The organism is Salinivibrio sp. HTSP (genome assembly GCF_003390965.1).
GTDB classification, from domain to species: domain Bacteria; phylum Pseudomonadota; class Gammaproteobacteria; order Enterobacterales; family Vibrionaceae; genus Salinivibrio; species Salinivibrio kushneri.
In genome coordinates this window covers 1-14,948 of the sequence record NZ_PXUD01000052.1, presented here as the reverse complement: position 1 = coordinate 14,948, position 14,948 = coordinate 1, and the positions used below count along the sequence as shown (strand labels likewise).

Sequence of the window (14,948 nt, the reverse complement as noted above, 5' to 3'; positions counted from 1 at the left end):
GCGCCTTACCGTTAAAGTCAAGAAGAAATTTTATCTTTTATTTTCAGCCCAACCGGGTGAAACAAAACCTCTTTTTGACTCCCCTAACGCGCTGTCTGCGTTAAGTAGGGCGGCATTCTAAAGCGTTTGTGACAAGCGTCAATCATTAATTTTCACTTTTCTTTTAAGCGCTCTATTTTTAGTCGATCTGCTCTGTTTTAGCCAATAATGCCCGTTTCTACTCTCTAAGCACCAAAAGTTACTATTTCGCGACTCGTTCTTATCCGCAGCACCTATCCACCTTAGTTAAACGAGGAGTGAGGCTATACGCGAAAAGCGTGGACCGTTTTTACAACGCGATGGTGAAGGGCCAGATAAAGAAAAAGCCAGGCAAATTGCCTGGCTTTTCTGGGTGCTGCTTATAAGTAATAAAACTTACTCTGCAGCTTGCTCAGCGTCTTGCTCTGGGCGATCAACAAGCTCGATGTAAGCCATTGGGGCTTTATCACCAGAGCGAACACCGCATTTCAGAATGCGAGTGTAACCGCCAGCACGTGAAGCAAAACGTGGGCCGAGTTCATTAAACAGTTTCGCTACAACTTCGTCGTTACGAGTACGAGCGAATGCTACACGACGGTTAGCAACACTGTCGTTTTTAGCTAAGGTAATCAACGGTTCAATGACGCGACGCAGCTCTTTTGCCTTCGGCAAAGTTGTTTTGATAACTTCGTGAGTTACCAGCGAGCTAGCCATGTTGCTGAACATCGCTTTACGATGGCTGCTGTTGCGATTGAGTTGACGACCACTCTTACGATGGCGCATGACCTAATCCTTCTAACTAAATAATCAGTCTCTGATTAATCTTCAGCAATGGATGCTGGCGGCCAGTTTTCTAGGCGCATACCTAGAGACAGACCACGTGATGCCAGCACGTCTTTAATTTCAGTCAAAGACTTCTTACCAAGGTTTGGCGTTTTCAGAAGCTCAACCTCGGTACGCTGTACCAGATCACCGATATAGTGAATCGCTTCTGCTTTCAAACAGTTAGCAGAGCGAACAGTTAGTTCAAGATCGTCTACAGGACGCAGTAGGATCGGATCGAACTCTGGCTTCTCTTCTTTCTCCTCAGGGACACGTACATCGCGCAGGTCAACAAACGCATCTAGCTGTTCTGCTAGGATGGTTGCCGCACGGCGAATCGCTTCCTCAGGATCCAGTGTACCGTTAGTTTCCATATCGATGACCAGCTTGTCGAGGTCCGTACGCTGTTCGACACGCGCTGCTTCCACTTTGTAAGCAATGCGATCTACTGGGCTGAACGTTGCGTCAACAAGTAGGCGACCGATTGGACGCTCGTCGTCTTCGCTATCGATACGCGCAGACGCTGGTACATAGCCACGACCACGTTCTACCTTGATACGCATGCTAATTTCAGCGCTTGCATCAGTCAGGTGGCAGATAACGTGTTCTGGGTTCGCAATCTCAACACCACCATCATGGGTGATGTCGCCTGCAACAACAGGGCCTGCACCAGACTTGGTCAGAGTAAGGATAACTTCATCTTTACCCTCAACCTTAACGGCTAGGCCTTTAAGGTTAAGTAGGATTTCCAGGATATCTTCCTGAACCCCTTCTTTGGTGCTGTACTCGTGCAATACGCCGTCAATTTCAACTTCCGTCACCGCACAGCCTGGCATAGATGAAAGTAGGATACGACGTAGCGCATTCCCCAGAGTATGGCCAAAGCCACGCTCTAGGGGTTCAAGAGTTACTTTTGCGTGCGTCGAGCTAACTTGTTCAATATCAACTAGACGCGGCTTAAGAAATTCTGTTACAGAACCCTGCATTATGTCCTCTCTTTAGTTCAGCTTTACTTAGAGTAAAGCTCGACGATCAGGTGTTCGTTGATGTCAGCAGACAAATCAGAACGCTCTGGTAGGCGCTTGAATGTGCCTTCCATCTTCTTGCTGTCTACTTCGATCCAAGTTGGCAGTTCGCGTTGAGCGGCAACTTCTAGAGCTGCTTTGATACGCGCCTGGTTCTTAGCTTTCTCGCGAATGCTAATCACGTCGTTTGCCGAAACCTTGAAAGAAGGTACGTTAACTACTTTGCCGTTAACGAGGATCGCTTTGTGGCTTACCAGCTGACGTGATTCGGCGCGTGTTGCACCAAAGCCCATGCGGTAAACTACGTTGTCTAGGCGACCTTCAAGAAGCTGAAGCAGGTTTTCACCTGTATTACCCTTGATGCGGGCAGCGTCTTTGTAGTAGTTACGGAACTGCTTTTCCATTACGCCGTACATACGACGTACTTTTTGCTTCTCGCGAAGCTGAACGCCATAGTCAGACAGACGGCCGCGACGCTGACCGTGAACGCCTGGGACGTTATCGATTTTACACTTGGTATCAATCGCGCGTACGCCTGACTTAAGGAATAAGTCAGTACCTTCGCGACGGCTAAGCTTCAGCTTAGGACCCAAATATCTTGCCATGATCTTTCTCCAATATTCTAAGAAACAGCGCTAGTGCGTATTAAACGCGGCGTTTCTTAGGTGGACGACAACCGTTATGCGGGATTGGCGTCGCATCAACAATGTTAGTGATGCGGAAGCCCGCTGCGTTCAAGGCACGAATAGTAGACTCGCGACCTGGACCTGGACCTTTAACCATCACTTCGAGGTTTTTCAGGCCGTACTCTTTCGCCATTTCACCACAGCGCTCTGCAGCAACCTGCGCAGCGTATGGAGTTGACTTACGAGAGCCACGGAAACCTGAACCACCGGCGGTCGCCCATGCAAGAGCGTTACCTTGACGGTCAGAAATCGTCACGATTGTGTTATTGAAAGACGCATGAATGTGCGCGACGCCATCAGCGACTTGCTTGCGTACGCGTTTGCGTGCACGAGTTGCTTGTTTAGCCATAGTACTTATCTACCCCGATTATTTCTTGATCGGCTTGCGCGGACCCTTACGGGTACGAGCATTGGTCTTCGTACGCTGACCACGTAGTGGCAAGCTGCGACGATGACGAATACCGCGGTTACAACCAAGGTCCATAAGACGCTTGATGTTCATGGAAATTTCACGACGTAGATCGCCTTCTACGGTGTATTTAGCCACACCGTCACGCAATTGGTCGATCTGTTCTTCTGATAGTTCACTGATCTTAGTGCTTTCAGCAATACCTACTTCAGCTAGAATAGCTTGAGAGGTGGTTTTGCCGACGCCGTAAATCGCAGTCAATGCGATAACAGCATGCTTTTGATCAGGAATGTTAATGCCTGCTATACGGGCCACTATTCACTCCTAGTACTTTTCAAGTAGAACCGCTGCAGAGCCCGTCGAGGATACGCAGCGGCATAACCACTTCTTTTGCACATACAAAAGGTGGGCTGGCTAATGTAGCCAGCCTGACCTCATTTTGCAAGAAAAATATTCTGCTATTAGCCTTGGCGTTGCTTGTGCTTTGGCTCACTGCAGATCACACGAACGGTACCGTTACGCTTGATCACTTTACAGTTACGGCAGATTTTCTTAACGGAAGCACGAACTTTCATTGCTAAACTCCGTAAATAGACAACCTATTAGCGGCCGTAGCCTTTGAGGTTGGCTTTTTTCAACACGGACTCATATTGTTGAGACATCAAATGAGTCTGAACTTGAGCCATAAAGTCCATGATTACGACTACTACGATAAGTAGTGATGTACCACCAAAGTAAAAGTGGACATCCCACGCAATCATCATGAACTCGGGGATCAGACAGATAAAGGTAATATACATGGCGCCAGCAAGGGTTAACCGTGTCATCACTTTATCAATGTATTTAGCAGTCTGCTCACCCGGGCGAATACCAGGTACGAACGCTCCTGACTTCTTCAAATTATCTGCTGTTTCTCGCGGGTTGAACACCAACGCCGTATAGAAAAAGCAGAAGAAGATAATCGCTGCCGCATAAAGTATTACGTACGCTGGTTGCCCCGGACTCAGTGCCAATGACACATCGGTTAGCCAGCTTGTCTGATCACCCTTACCAAACCAGTTAGCAAGCGTGCCAGGGAACAAAATAATACTTGATGCAAAAATCGCAGGGATAACGCCTGCCATGTTGATCTTAAGTGGCAGGTGCGTGCTTTGCGCTGCAAAGACACGGCGACCTTGTTGCCGCTTCGCGTAGTTAACAACGATACGACGTTGACCACGCTCCATAAAGACCACAAAGTAGACGACCGCCAATACGATCACTGCGATACCTAGCAAGAGAAGCGGAGACATGTCGCCTTGACGCGCTTGCTCTATTGTCTGTCCAATTGCGGGTGGCAGACCCGCGACAATCCCGGTGAAGATAATCAACGAAATGCCGTTACCAATGCCGCGTTCAGTAATTTGCTCACCTAACCACATCAAGAACATGGTACCTGTGACCAAACTCACTACCGCAGTAAAGTAAAATGCAGGGCCTGGATTTATCACCAAACCTGGCATCATACTCGGTAACCCGGTCGCGATTCCAATTGCTTGGAACGTTGCCAACACCAGCGTGCCGTAGCGGGTATACTGACTTATCTTGCGACGGCCAGATTCACCCTCTTTTTTCAACTCCGCTAACGCGGGATGAACCACTGACAATAACTGAACAATAATCGATGCCGAAATATACGGCATAATGCCCAGTGCCAGTATCGAAGCACGCTCAAGGGCACCACCAGAGAACATGTTAACCAAGTCAATGATGGTCCCTTGTTGCTGTTCGAACAGATCGGCAAGTACAGCAGCGTCAATACCAGGAATGGGTACAAAAGAGCCGGCACGGAATACCAATAATGCCATTGCTACAAAAAGTAAGCGGCTTTTCAGCTCCGCAACTCCGCCTTTTGCACTACTGAAGTTTTGTCCTGGTTGTTTTGCCATCTGTACCTCGTCCTCGAGCTAAATTATTCCTCGATTTTACCGCCTGCAGCTTCGATTGCCGCTTTAGCGCCTTTAGTGACACGAACACCTTTCACTGTCACTGAGCGAGCGATTTCACCAGACAGTACGATTTTCGCCGTACGGGTGTCTTGTGCGATAACATTCGCTGCTTTCAGTGTTTCAAGGCTTACCACGTCACCGTCAACTTTTGCTAGCTCGCCGAGACGAACTTCAGCAGAAGTGAGGCCTTTACGCGAAGTAAAACCGAATTTTGGCAGACGCTGTTTCAAAGGCATTTGACCGCCTTCGAAACCTGGGCGTACTGAACCACCTGAACGTGATTTCTGACCTTTGTGACCACGGCCACCGGTTTTACCCAGGCCTGAACCAATACCACGGCCTACACGCTTCGCAGAAGGCTTTGAGCCTGCAGCCGGAGATAGAGTATTCAAACGCATGTGATTACCCCTCCACTTTAACCATGTAGTTGACCTTGTTGATCATACCGCGCACGCACGGTGTATCTTCAAGTTCAACAGTGTGGTTGATGCGACGTAGGCCCAAGCCACGCAGGGTCGCTTTGTGCTTCGGCAAGCGGCCGATAGCGCTACGAGTCTGAGTTACTTTAATTGTCTTAGCCATGTCGTATTACCCCAGAATTTCGTTGACAGGCATGCCACGTTTCGCAGCTACCATCTCTGGAGACTTCGTACCACCCAGACCATCAATCGTTGCACGAACGATGTTGATTGGGTTGGTCGAACCGTATGCTTTCGCCAGAACGTCTTGAACGCCTGCTACTTCAAGCACGGCACGCATCGCACCACCGGCGATGATACCTGTACCTTCTGATGCTGGCTGCATGTACACTTTTGAACCAGTGTGGCGGCCTTTAACAGCGTGGTGCAGAGTACCGTCTTTCAGCGCGATAGTAATCATGTTACGACGCGCCTTTTCCATTGATTTTTGGATCGCTGCGGGGACTTCACGGGCTTTACCGTAACCGAAACCGACGCGACCGTTACCGTCACCTACCACTGTCAGGGCGGTGAAGGTAAAGATGCGACCACCTTTAACCGTTTTAGAAACACGGTTTACAGCGATCAGCTTCTCATGCAAATCACTTTGTTGTTTATCGTTAGCCATCTTCCACCTACCTTAGAATTTCAGACCAGCTTCACGGGCAGCATCTGCCAGTGCAGCCACACGGCCGTGGTATTGGAAACCGGAACGGTCAAAAGCAACGGCTTCGATGCCTTTTTCCTTCGCTCGCTCAGCAATGATCTTACCCACGGCTGCAGCGGCGTCTTTGTTACCGGTGCTCTTCACTTGCTCACGGATCGCTTTTTCTACGGTAGAAGCGGCGGCGATAACTTCCGCGCCGTTACCAGCGATAACCTGTGCGTACACATGACGTGGAGTACGGTGTACCACCAGGCGAGTCGCACCCATTTCCGCGATCTTGCGTCGTGCTTTGGTCGCACGACGGATACGAGATGCTTTCTTATCCATAGTGTTACCTTACTTCTTCTTAGCTTCTTTAGTACGCACAGCTTCGTCAGAGTAACGAACGCCTTTGCCTTTATAAGGCTCTGGCTTGCGGTATGCGCGAATATCAGCAGCCACCTGGCCAACCGCTTGTTTATCAGCACCGCTGATAACAATTTCAGTTTGGCTTGGGCATTCTGCCTTAACACCCTCTGGCAGAGCGTGCTCAACCGGGTGAGAGAAACCAAGTGTCAGGTTAAGTTTGTTACCGGCAACGTTTGCACGATAACCAACACCTTTCAGGATCAGTTTCTTGGTAAAGCCTTCAGTCACACCCACTACCATGCTGTTAACCAGTGCGCGCGCGGTACCAGCATGTGCCCATGCTTTAGCGTGCTCCACACTTGGTGCGAAGGTAATGGTGTTCTCTTCTTGGTTTACTGACACCATATCGTGAAGCGTGCGGCTTAGTTCGCCTTTGCTTCCTTTTACAGTGATTTCCTGACCGTTAAGTTTCACCTCTACGCCGGCAGGAACTACGACAGGTGCTTTTGCAACACGAGACATTTCCTACTCCTTATTAAGCTACGTAGCAGATGATTTCACCGCCCAGACCCGCTTTGCGAGCTGCGCGATCGGTCATCAAACCTTTCGAAGTTGATACAACAGCAATACCAAGTCCACCCATCACTGAAGGCAACTCATCTTTCTTTTTGTAGATGCGCAGGCCTGGACGGCTAACACGTTGGATTTGCTCGATAACTGGTTTAGATTCGAAGTATTTCAACGTCACTTCCAGTTCAGGCTTCGCGTCGCTATTTACTGCGACGTCAGCCACGTAACCTTCTGCTTTTAGTAGCTCAGCAATTGCCACTTTTAGCTTTGACGAAGGCATTTTAACAGCAACTTTCTTTGCTGTCTGACCGTTGCGGAGGCGGGTCAGCATATCCGAGATCGGATCTTGCATGCTCATAAGTCTTTACTCCCGTGATTCAATTACCAGCTTGCCTTACGCAGACCCGGAATCTCGCCTTTCATGCAAGCTTCACGAACCTTGATTCGGCTTAGGCCGAATTTGCGTAGGTAGCCATGTGGACGACCAGTCTGGTTACAGCGGTTACGCTGACGAGACTTCGCAGAATCACGTGGTAGCGACTGAAGCTTCAGGACGGCGTCCCAACGCTCTTCGTCTGACGTGTTAACATTCTTAATGGTCGCACGCAGGTTGTCACGCTTTTCAGCATAACGGGCTGCGAGCTTCGCACGTTTTACGTCACGTGCTTTCATCGATTTTTTAGCCATAACAGTAACCCTTCACCTTACTTACGGAATGGGAAGTTAAAGGCAGCCAGCAGAGCTCGACCTTCCTCATCTGTACCTGCGGTGGTAGTGATAGTAATATCAAGACCACGGATACGATCGACTTTGTCGTAGTCAATCTCAGGGAAGATGATTTGCTCGCGAACGCCCATGCTGTAGTTACCGCGACCGTCGAACGCTTTCGGGTTCAGACCACGGAAGTCACGGATACGAGGAACTGCGATAGCGATCAAACGCTCAAAGAAGTCCCACATACGCTCGCCACGTAGGGTTACTTTACAACCAATTGGGTAGCCCTCACGGATCTTAAAGCCTGCGACTGATTTACGTGCTTTAGTGATCAGCGGCTTTTGACCAGAAATTGCGGTCATATCAGCAGCTGCATTTTCAAGCAGTTTCTTGTCGTTCAGAGCTTCGCCCACACCCATGTTAAGGGTGATCTTTTCGATCCCTGGGACTTGCATGATGCTTTTGTAACCAAATTGCTTAGATAGCTCAGCTACAACTGTCTCTTTGTAGTAATCATGCAGTTTCGCCATTGTACTACTCCAGAATTACTTAATAGTTTCGCCATTCGACTTGAAGAAACGCACTTTTTTACCGTCTTCAAATCGGAAGCCTACACGGTCACCTTTACCAGCTGCTGCGTTAAAGATCGCCACGTTTGAAACGTCAATAGCGGCTTCTTGTTCAACGATGCCACCTTGAGTGCCCAGAGCCGGAACCGGCTTCTGGTGTTTCTTCACGAGGTTAATACCTTCAACGATAACTTTACCGGTCGGTAGAACCTTAGATACTTTACCTTTCTTGCCTTTGTCTTTACCGGCAAGAACGATAACTTCGTCGTTACGACGGATTTTAGCTGCCATGAGATCGCTCCTTACAGAACTTCAGGCGCCAGAGACACAATTTTCATGAACTTCTCAGTACGAAGTTCGCGTGTCACAGGGCCAAAGATACGTGTGCCGACTAGTTGCTCGTTCGTGTTGTTCAACAACACGCAAGCATTGCGGTCGAAGCGAATGACAGAGCCGTCTGGACGACGTACGCCTTTACGGGTGCGAACTACCACCGCCTTAAGCACATCACCTTTTTTCACTTTACCGCGTGGGATTGAATCCTTAACGGTAACTTTGATGATGTCGCCAACGTGGGCGTAACGACGGTGAGAGCCACCCAGAACCTTAATACACATTACACTGCGAGCGCCGGAGTTGTCGGCTGCGTCCAGCATACTTTGCATTTGGATCATTGTTAGTGCTCCGCTGTTATTACATCTAGACCCATCTCGGGTCGGGCTGCCTTTTTACAAGGGCGGCGAATAATAACACTATTTTGACCAGATGGGTAGATAAAAAATAAACGGCCCCCCAAATGAGAGCCGTTTGACTTATTATTGTATGAAAAATCGCTTAGATGCGTGATTTTTCAACAACGCGAACCAATGTCCAAGACTTTTGCTTAGAGATTGGACGACACTCACGAACCTCGACAGTGTCACCTTGGTTACACTGGTTTGATTCATCGTGTACATGTAGCTTACTCGTGCGCTTAATGTACTTACCGTAGATTGGGTGTTTCACAAAACGCTCGATAGCAACGACGATAGTTTTATCGCCTTTGTCGCTGATAACGCGACCTTGCTGAGTGCGGATGTTCTCGCTCATTATGCGTTAGCCTTCTCAGTCAGTACGGTTTTTACACGTGCGATATCGCGACGAACAGCTTTAAGAGTGTGAGTTTGCTGAAGTTGGCCAGTAGCCGCTTGCATGCGCAGATTAAACTGCTCACGTAGCAGACCCATTAGCTCTTCGTTCAGCTGCTCAGCAGTCTTTTCACGTAGTTCTTGTGCTTTCATCACATCACCGCCTTAGTTACGAAAGTGGTTTTGATCGGTAGCTTACGTGAAGCTAATTCAAACGCTTCGCGAGCCAGTGATTCAGGAACACCATCCATTTCGTACAGGACCTTGCCTGGTTGGATTTGGGCAACCCAGTAATCAACTGAACCTTTACCCTTACCCATACGAACTTCCAACGGCTTACCAGTAATTGGTTTGTCAGGGAAGACACGAATCCAGATTTGGCCTTGACGTTTAATGTGACGAGTCATCGCACGACGAGCCGCCTCAATTTGACGCGCAGTGATACGACCGCGACCAACAGCTTTCAGGCCATAGGTACCGAAGCTTACGTCAGTACCGTGCGCCAGACCGCGGTTACGACCTTTAAAAGTCTTGCGGAACTTAGTACGTTTTGGTTGAAGCATCGATAGACTCCTTACTTACGGCCTTTACGCTGCTTCTTCGGCTTGTCAGCCTTTTGCTCAACTTCAGCCATTCCACCTAGGATCTCACCTTTGAAGATCCAGGTTTTAATGCCGATTACACCGTACTGGGTGTGAGCAGAAGAAGTTGCGTAATCAATGTCAGCACGAAGGGTGTGCAATGGCACACGGCCTTCACGGTACCACTCGGTACGAGCGATTTCAGCGCCGCCAAGACGGCCGCTTACTTCTACTTTGATACCTTTGGCACCTAGGCGCATCGCGTTTTGTACCGCGCGCTTCATCGCACGACGGAACATAACACGGCGCTCTAGCTGTGATGCGATGCTGTCGCCAACAAGTTGCGCATCTAGCTCAGGCTTACGTACTTCAGCGATGTTGATTTGCGCTGGTACACCGGCTAGTTTTGCAACATGAGCGCGCAGCTTCTCGACATCTTCACCTTTCTTACCGATAACCACACCAGGACGTGCAGTGTGAATAGTCACACGAACACTCTTAGCAGGACGCTCGATAACGATGCGAGAGACTGACGCTTTTTTCAGTTCATTGTTCAAGAACTGACGTACCTTAAAGTCGCCGTCTAGGTTGTCAGCGAAATCTTGGTTATTAGCAAACCAAGTGGAATTCCAAGGCTTAACAATGCCAAGACGAATACCATTAGGATGTACTTTTTGACCCATTGCTTTATCTCCTCGTCTCTTAGCGGTCTGCTACAACAACAGTGATGTGGCTAGAACGCTTCAAGATGCGATCGGCACGGCCTTTTGCACGAGGCATAATACGCTTCATGATTGGGCCTTCATCAACGAAGACTTTGGCGACGCTTAGATCGTCGATATCCGCACCTTCGTTATGCTCGGCGTTTGCAATAGCAGATTCCAACACTTTCTTAACCAGGTCAGCCGCTTTTTTGTTGCTGAAGGTCAGTAGTTCCAGTGCTTGTGCTACGTCTTTACCGCGCACTTGATCCGCAACCAAACGTGCTTTTTGAGGCGAGATACGAGCAAAGCGATGTTTAGCAATAGCTTCCATTTCTTACCCCTTAACGCTTCTTAGCTTTCTTATCAGCAGCGTGGCCGCGATAAGTACGTGTTGGTGCAAACTCGCCTAGCTTGTGACCGATCATTTCTTCAGAAACGAAAACGGGTACGTGCTGACGACCATTATGGACAGCGATGGTCAATCCGATCATCTGTGGGATGATCATTGAACGACGGGACCAAGTCTTTAAAGGCTTCTTGTCACCGCTTTCCACCGCTTTCTCTACCTTCTTCAGCAAGTGCAGGTCAATAAAAGGACCTTTCTTGAGAGAACGTGGCATGGCTTATCCTCTGATAATAATTACTTGTTACGACGACGTACGATGTACTTGTCGGTACGTTTGTTCTTACGGGTCTTGAAGCCTTTAGTTGGCATACCCCATGGTGATACTGGATGACGACCACCTGAGGTACGGCCTTCACCACCACCGTGTGGGTGGTCAATCGGGTTCATTGCAACACCACGTACGCTTGGACGTGCGCCTTTCCAGCGCGCGGCACCGGCTTTACCCAGTTCGCGTAGCATGTGCTCAGAGTTACCCACTTCACCAAGAGTCGCACGACCTTCAGCAAGAACCTTACGCATTTCACCGCTGCGCAGGCGGAGTGTGACGTACGCGCCGTCACGAGCTACGATTTGCGCATAAGCACCCGCAGAACGAGCTAACTGACCACCTTTACCAGGCTTAAGCTCGATATTGTGGATAGTAGAACCCACTGGGATGTTACGCATTGGCAGGGTGTTACCTACCTTGATAGCTGAATCTGCACCAGATTGGATCTGATCACCGGCTTTTAGGCCTTTTGGTGCGATGATGTAACGACGTTCACCGTCCGAATACAGTACAAGCGCGATGTTTGCACTACGGTTCGGATCATACTCAAGACGCTCAACTTTCGCTGGGATACCGTCTTTAGTACGTTTGAAGTCAATTACACGGTAATGATGCTTGTGACCACCACCGATGTTACGCACTGTGATTCGACCGTTGTTATTGCGACCGCCTGACTTAGAGTTTTTCTCTAGCAGTGGTGCATATGGTTTACCTTTATAAAGATCATGGTTTACCACTTTAACAAGGTGACGACGACCCGGTGAAGTCGGCTTACATTTCATAATAGCCATTTGCTTTTACTCCTCCGTCTTACTCAGCGCCGCCAACGAAGTCGATGTCCTGACCTTCTTTCAAGGCAACATACGCTTTTTTCCAGTCGCTACGACGGCCTTCACGCATACCTTGACGTTTGGTCTTACCCTTAACGAGAAGAGTACGAACAGACTTCACTTCAACTTCGAACAGTTTTTCAACTGCCGCTTTGATCTCTTTTTTCGTAGCTTCTTTGGCGACTTTGAATACAACAGTGTTGTTGTTTTCAGCGGCCATCGTCGCTTTTTCAGAGATGTGCGGAGCACGCAGAACTTTTAGGATACGCTCTTCAGTGATCATGCCAGCATCTCCTCAACTTGTTTAACTGCATCAGCAGTCATCACGACTTTGTCGAAAGCGATCAAGCTAACTGGGTCGATGGTATCTGTATCGCGTACGTCAACCTTATAAAGGTTACGTGCGGCAAGGAACAGGTTCTCATCAACTTCGGCAGTGACGATCAGAGCATCGTTCAGCTCAAGCTCTTTCAGCTTAGCGACAAGCTCTTTAGTTTTTGGTGCTTCAACAGAGAAGTTATCAACAACGATCAAACGCTCTTGACGAACCAGCTCTGACAGGATGCTCTTAAGAGCACCACGGTACATCTTCTTGTTTACTTTCTGAGCATGGTCCTGAGGACGTGCTGCGAAAGTGACACCACCGCTGCGCCAGATTGGGCTGCGGATTGTACCTGCACGGGCGCGACCAGTACCCTTCTGACGCCATGGCTTAGCACCGCCACCAGACACGTCTGAACGAGTTTTCTGAGCGCGAGTACCTTGACGGGCACCAGCTGCGTATGCAACGACTACCTGGTGAACCAGGGACTCGTTGAATTCACGCCCGAAGGTAGTTTCGGAAACAGTTAGCGCGTCGGCGCCTTTGACTACCAATTCCATTACTATCTCCTCGACGTTACGCTTTAACGGCTGGTTTAACGATCACGTTGCCACCTGTCGCACCTGGGACTGCACCTTTGATAAGAAGCAGATTGCGCTCAGCGTCAACACGTACGATCTCTAGGTTTTGAGTCGTTACACGCTCAGCACCCATGTGACCTGCCATTTTTTTGCCTTTGAATACGCGACCTGGGCTCTGACATTGACCGATAGAACCAGGCGCACGGTGAGACAAAGAGTTACCGTGGCTCATGTCTTGAGTACGGAAATTCCAACGCTTAACGCCGCCTTGGAAGCCCTTACCTTTTGACGTGCCAGTAACGTCTACTTTTTTGATTTCAGCGAAAAGATCAACGTTTAGCTCAGCGCCAACTTCGAACTCTTCACCATTTTCCAGACGGAATTCCCACAAACCGCGGCCTGCTTCAACACCTGCTTTCGCAAAGTGACCAGCTTGTGCCTTGTTGACACGGCTTGCTTTCTTCTCGCCTGTAGTGATTTGAATTGCGGCATAACCGTCAACGTCAGGCTTACGCACCTGAGCAACACGGTTCGCTTCAACTTCAACTACGGTGACCGGGATAGAAACGCCATCTTCGTTGAAGATGCGAGTCATACCGACTTTACGACCGACTAGACCAATCATTATCTACTCCCCCTTAACCCAGGCTGATTTGAACATCAACGCCCGCAGCAAGGTCAAGACGCATCAGAGCGTCAACAGTTTTATCTGTTGGCTCAACGATGTCGATCAGACGTTTGTGAGTACGGATTTCGTACTGGTCACGTGCGTCTTTGTTTACGTGCGGAGAAATAAGAACGGTGAAGCGCTCTTTACGAGTAGGTAGAGGGATTGGTCCCTTAACCTGTGCGCCAGTGCGCTTAGCGGTTTCAACGATTTCCGCGGTAGACTGATCGATCAAGCGATGATCGAACGCCTTAAGGCGGATACGGATACGTTGGTTCTGCATGAGACAGAGCTCCAAATTCTAAAATATTTACACAAACAATATCGCCATTCCACCTCATTAAGACGAGGGAATGCCGATTAATTTATGTGAAACCGTAGTGCCAAAATTAGGCACATTGTCAGCCATTATTCTATGACTGCGAACATAAGCGGAGTATACATTAAACGAACAGTTTACTGTTCCATTCCTCGATGCTCATTGGTTCACAACTGCGTCGGAAGTCGCAATGACTTAAGCAGTGCCGGGCATTATACCGATGCGCGATAGCTTTGCAAGCGTTGGTTAATAATTAGGCCCCAAAAAAAAGCGTACCCACTAAGGGTACGCTGAGTGTAGGTGCACGTTTTGCCCGCAAAGTGTACTAGCCGTCTTTGTCACTGGCGTCTTCGATGATTTGTGCTTGGTTGTAATTGGCGATACCCACTTTATCGACCAGACCCAGCTGAGTTTCGAGCCAATCAATATGTTCTTCTTCGTCGTCGAGGATATACTGGAACAGATCTCGCGACACAAAATCGCGGATGCTTTCGGTGTAAGCAATGGCTTCTTTCAAGTCTTCGTGCGCTTGCATCTCCAGCGCAAGATCACATTCGAAGATTTCTTGCGTGTCTTCACCAATACGTAACTTACCTAAATCTTGCAGGTTGGGCGTTCCTTCTAAAAACAAGATACGCTCAATGAGCTTGTCCGCATGCTTCATCTCATCAATGGACTCTTCATACTCTTTGTCCGCGATGACTTTTAAGCCCCAGTCTTTAAGCATGCGCGCATGCAAAAAATACTGATTAATCGCAATCAGTTCGTTACCGAGTACCGTGTTGAGAAATGCTATCGATTTTGGATCGCCTTTCATGGCAAAAGCCTCCTTATGGGTTCTACTTTACAAATGTAGAACCCATAAGGAG

The 14,948-nt window shown here is 48.8% G+C and carries 29 protein-coding genes; all 29 read right to left on the bottom strand.

Annotation, left to right across the window (positions count from 1 at the left end; all coding sequences use genetic code 11):
* Positions 1 to 414 precede the first annotated feature (414 nt).
* Positions 415 to 801 (bottom strand): 50S ribosomal protein L17, encoded by a 387-nt coding sequence (gene rplQ, locus C7A19_RS11020; protein ID WP_046074810.1) that lies wholly within the window; start codon positions 799 to 801, stop codon positions 415 to 417.
* A 35-nt stretch (positions 802 to 836) separates the two neighbouring features.
* Positions 837 to 1,826 carry a DNA-directed RNA polymerase subunit alpha gene (gene rpoA / locus C7A19_RS11015; protein WP_046074809.1) on the bottom strand — a complete coding sequence of 330 codons (990 nt, stop codon included), beginning with the start codon at positions 1,824 to 1,826 and terminating at the stop codon, positions 837 to 839.
* Between the two features lie 23 nt (positions 1,827 to 1,849).
* Positions 1,850 to 2,470: a 30S ribosomal protein S4 gene (gene rpsD / locus C7A19_RS11010; protein WP_046074808.1), complete on the bottom strand. Its 621-nt coding sequence runs from the start codon at positions 2,468 to 2,470 to the stop codon at positions 1,850 to 1,852.
* Between the two features lie 40 nt (positions 2,471 to 2,510).
* A complete protein-coding gene (gene rpsK / locus C7A19_RS11005) occupies positions 2,511 to 2,900 on the bottom strand; it encodes a 30S ribosomal protein S11 (RefSeq protein WP_021024486.1) in 390 nt (129 codons plus the stop codon).
* Positions 2,901 to 2,918: 18 nt separating this feature from the next.
* A complete protein-coding gene (gene rpsM, locus C7A19_RS11000; protein WP_069362270.1) occupies positions 2,919 to 3,275 on the bottom strand; it encodes a 30S ribosomal protein S13 in 357 nt (118 codons plus the stop codon).
* Positions 3,276 to 3,421: 146 nt separating this feature from the next.
* Entirely contained in the window at positions 3,422 to 3,535 is a 114-nt protein-coding gene (gene rpmJ, locus C7A19_RS10995) for a 50S ribosomal protein L36 (protein ID WP_021024484.1), read from the bottom strand.
* 27 nt (positions 3,536 to 3,562) lie between these two features.
* Positions 3,563 to 4,888: a preprotein translocase subunit SecY gene (secY, locus tag C7A19_RS10990; protein WP_046074806.1), complete on the bottom strand. Its 1,326-nt coding sequence runs from the start codon at positions 4,886 to 4,888 to the stop codon at positions 3,563 to 3,565.
* 23 nt (positions 4,889 to 4,911) lie between these two features.
* Positions 4,912 to 5,346: a 50S ribosomal protein L15 gene (gene rplO, locus C7A19_RS10985; protein WP_069362269.1), complete on the bottom strand. Its 435-nt coding sequence runs from the start codon at positions 5,344 to 5,346 to the stop codon at positions 4,912 to 4,914.
* Positions 5,347 to 5,350: 4 nt separating this feature from the next.
* Positions 5,351 to 5,530: a 50S ribosomal protein L30 gene (gene rpmD, locus C7A19_RS10980; RefSeq protein ID WP_069362268.1), complete on the bottom strand. Its 180-nt coding sequence runs from the start codon at positions 5,528 to 5,530 to the stop codon at positions 5,351 to 5,353.
* 6 nt (positions 5,531 to 5,536) lie between these two features.
* Positions 5,537 to 6,034 carry a 30S ribosomal protein S5 gene (gene rpsE, locus C7A19_RS10975; protein ID WP_046074803.1) on the bottom strand — a complete coding sequence of 166 codons (498 nt, stop codon included), beginning with the start codon at positions 6,032 to 6,034 and terminating at the stop codon, positions 5,537 to 5,539.
* Between the two features lie 12 nt (positions 6,035 to 6,046).
* Positions 6,047 to 6,400 carry a 50S ribosomal protein L18 gene (rplR, locus tag C7A19_RS10970; RefSeq protein ID WP_021024479.1) on the bottom strand — a complete coding sequence of 118 codons (354 nt, stop codon included), beginning with the start codon at positions 6,398 to 6,400 and terminating at the stop codon, positions 6,047 to 6,049.
* Positions 6,401 to 6,409: 9 nt separating this feature from the next.
* Positions 6,410 to 6,943: a 50S ribosomal protein L6 gene (gene rplF, locus C7A19_RS10965; protein WP_069362267.1), complete on the bottom strand. Its 534-nt coding sequence runs from the start codon at positions 6,941 to 6,943 to the stop codon at positions 6,410 to 6,412.
* A gap of 13 nt (positions 6,944 to 6,956) precedes the next feature.
* Positions 6,957 to 7,349, bottom strand: a complete 393-nt coding sequence (gene rpsH, locus C7A19_RS10960) for a 30S ribosomal protein S8 (RefSeq protein ID WP_069362266.1) — start codon at positions 7,347 to 7,349, stop codon at positions 6,957 to 6,959.
* A gap of 23 nt (positions 7,350 to 7,372) precedes the next feature.
* Positions 7,373 to 7,678, bottom strand: coding sequence for a 30S ribosomal protein S14 (rpsN, locus tag C7A19_RS10955; protein WP_046074799.1), 306 nt, complete (start codon positions 7,676 to 7,678; stop codon positions 7,373 to 7,375).
* Between the two features lie 17 nt (positions 7,679 to 7,695).
* Positions 7,696 to 8,235, bottom strand: a complete 540-nt coding sequence (rplE, locus tag C7A19_RS10950) for a 50S ribosomal protein L5 (RefSeq protein WP_021024475.1) — start codon at positions 8,233 to 8,235, stop codon at positions 7,696 to 7,698.
* 15 nt (positions 8,236 to 8,250) lie between these two features.
* Positions 8,251 to 8,565, bottom strand: a complete 315-nt coding sequence (rplX, locus tag C7A19_RS10945) for a 50S ribosomal protein L24 (protein ID WP_021024474.1) — start codon at positions 8,563 to 8,565, stop codon at positions 8,251 to 8,253.
* Between the two features lie 11 nt (positions 8,566 to 8,576).
* On the bottom strand, positions 8,577 to 8,948 hold the full coding sequence (rplN, locus tag C7A19_RS10940; RefSeq protein ID WP_046074798.1) for a 50S ribosomal protein L14: 372 nt from the start codon (positions 8,946 to 8,948) through the stop codon (positions 8,577 to 8,579).
* Between the two features lie 160 nt (positions 8,949 to 9,108).
* Positions 9,109 to 9,363 (bottom strand): 30S ribosomal protein S17, encoded by a 255-nt coding sequence (gene rpsQ / locus C7A19_RS10935; RefSeq protein WP_046074797.1) that lies wholly within the window; start codon positions 9,361 to 9,363, stop codon positions 9,109 to 9,111.
* Positions 9,363 to 9,554, bottom strand: a complete 192-nt coding sequence (gene rpmC / locus C7A19_RS10930; protein WP_046074796.1) for a 50S ribosomal protein L29 — start codon at positions 9,552 to 9,554, stop codon at positions 9,363 to 9,365. The genes rpsQ and rpmC overlap by 1 nt, the downstream gene beginning before the upstream one ends.
* Positions 9,554 to 9,964: a 50S ribosomal protein L16 gene (rplP, locus tag C7A19_RS10925; RefSeq protein WP_021024470.1), complete on the bottom strand. Its 411-nt coding sequence runs from the start codon at positions 9,962 to 9,964 to the stop codon at positions 9,554 to 9,556. Before rplP ends, rpmC begins: the two co-directional genes overlap by 1 nt.
* An 11-nt stretch (positions 9,965 to 9,975) precedes the next feature.
* Positions 9,976 to 10,665 (bottom strand): 30S ribosomal protein S3, encoded by a 690-nt coding sequence (gene rpsC, locus C7A19_RS10920; RefSeq protein ID WP_046074795.1) that lies wholly within the window; start codon positions 10,663 to 10,665, stop codon positions 9,976 to 9,978.
* A 19-nt stretch (positions 10,666 to 10,684) separates the two neighbouring features.
* Entirely contained in the window at positions 10,685 to 11,017 is a 333-nt protein-coding gene (gene rplV, locus C7A19_RS10915; RefSeq protein ID WP_046074794.1) for a 50S ribosomal protein L22, read from the bottom strand.
* Positions 11,018 to 11,027: 10 nt separating this feature from the next.
* Positions 11,028 to 11,306: a 30S ribosomal protein S19 gene (gene rpsS, locus C7A19_RS10910; RefSeq protein WP_021024467.1), complete on the bottom strand. Its 279-nt coding sequence runs from the start codon at positions 11,304 to 11,306 to the stop codon at positions 11,028 to 11,030.
* Positions 11,307 to 11,326: 20 nt separating this feature from the next.
* Entirely contained in the window at positions 11,327 to 12,151 is an 825-nt protein-coding gene (rplB, locus tag C7A19_RS10905) for a 50S ribosomal protein L2 (RefSeq protein WP_069362265.1), read from the bottom strand.
* 19 nt (positions 12,152 to 12,170) lie between these two features.
* Positions 12,171 to 12,473: a 50S ribosomal protein L23 gene (rplW, locus tag C7A19_RS10900; RefSeq protein WP_021024465.1), complete on the bottom strand. Its 303-nt coding sequence runs from the start codon at positions 12,471 to 12,473 to the stop codon at positions 12,171 to 12,173.
* Positions 12,470 to 13,072 carry a 50S ribosomal protein L4 gene (rplD, locus tag C7A19_RS10895; RefSeq protein ID WP_046074792.1) on the bottom strand — a complete coding sequence of 201 codons (603 nt, stop codon included), beginning with the start codon at positions 13,070 to 13,072 and terminating at the stop codon, positions 12,470 to 12,472. Before rplD ends, rplW begins: the two co-directional genes overlap by 4 nt.
* 16 nt (positions 13,073 to 13,088) lie before the next feature.
* Entirely contained in the window at positions 13,089 to 13,718 is a 630-nt protein-coding gene (gene rplC / locus C7A19_RS10890) for a 50S ribosomal protein L3 (RefSeq protein ID WP_069362264.1), read from the bottom strand.
* Positions 13,719 to 13,731: 13 nt separating this feature from the next.
* Positions 13,732 to 14,043: a 30S ribosomal protein S10 gene (rpsJ, locus tag C7A19_RS10885; RefSeq protein ID WP_002541412.1), complete on the bottom strand. Its 312-nt coding sequence runs from the start codon at positions 14,041 to 14,043 to the stop codon at positions 13,732 to 13,734.
* Between the two features lie 361 nt (positions 14,044 to 14,404).
* A complete protein-coding gene (bfr, locus tag C7A19_RS10880; RefSeq protein WP_069362263.1) occupies positions 14,405 to 14,896 on the bottom strand; it encodes a bacterioferritin in 492 nt (163 codons plus the stop codon).
* Positions 14,897 to 14,948 lie beyond the last annotated feature (52 nt).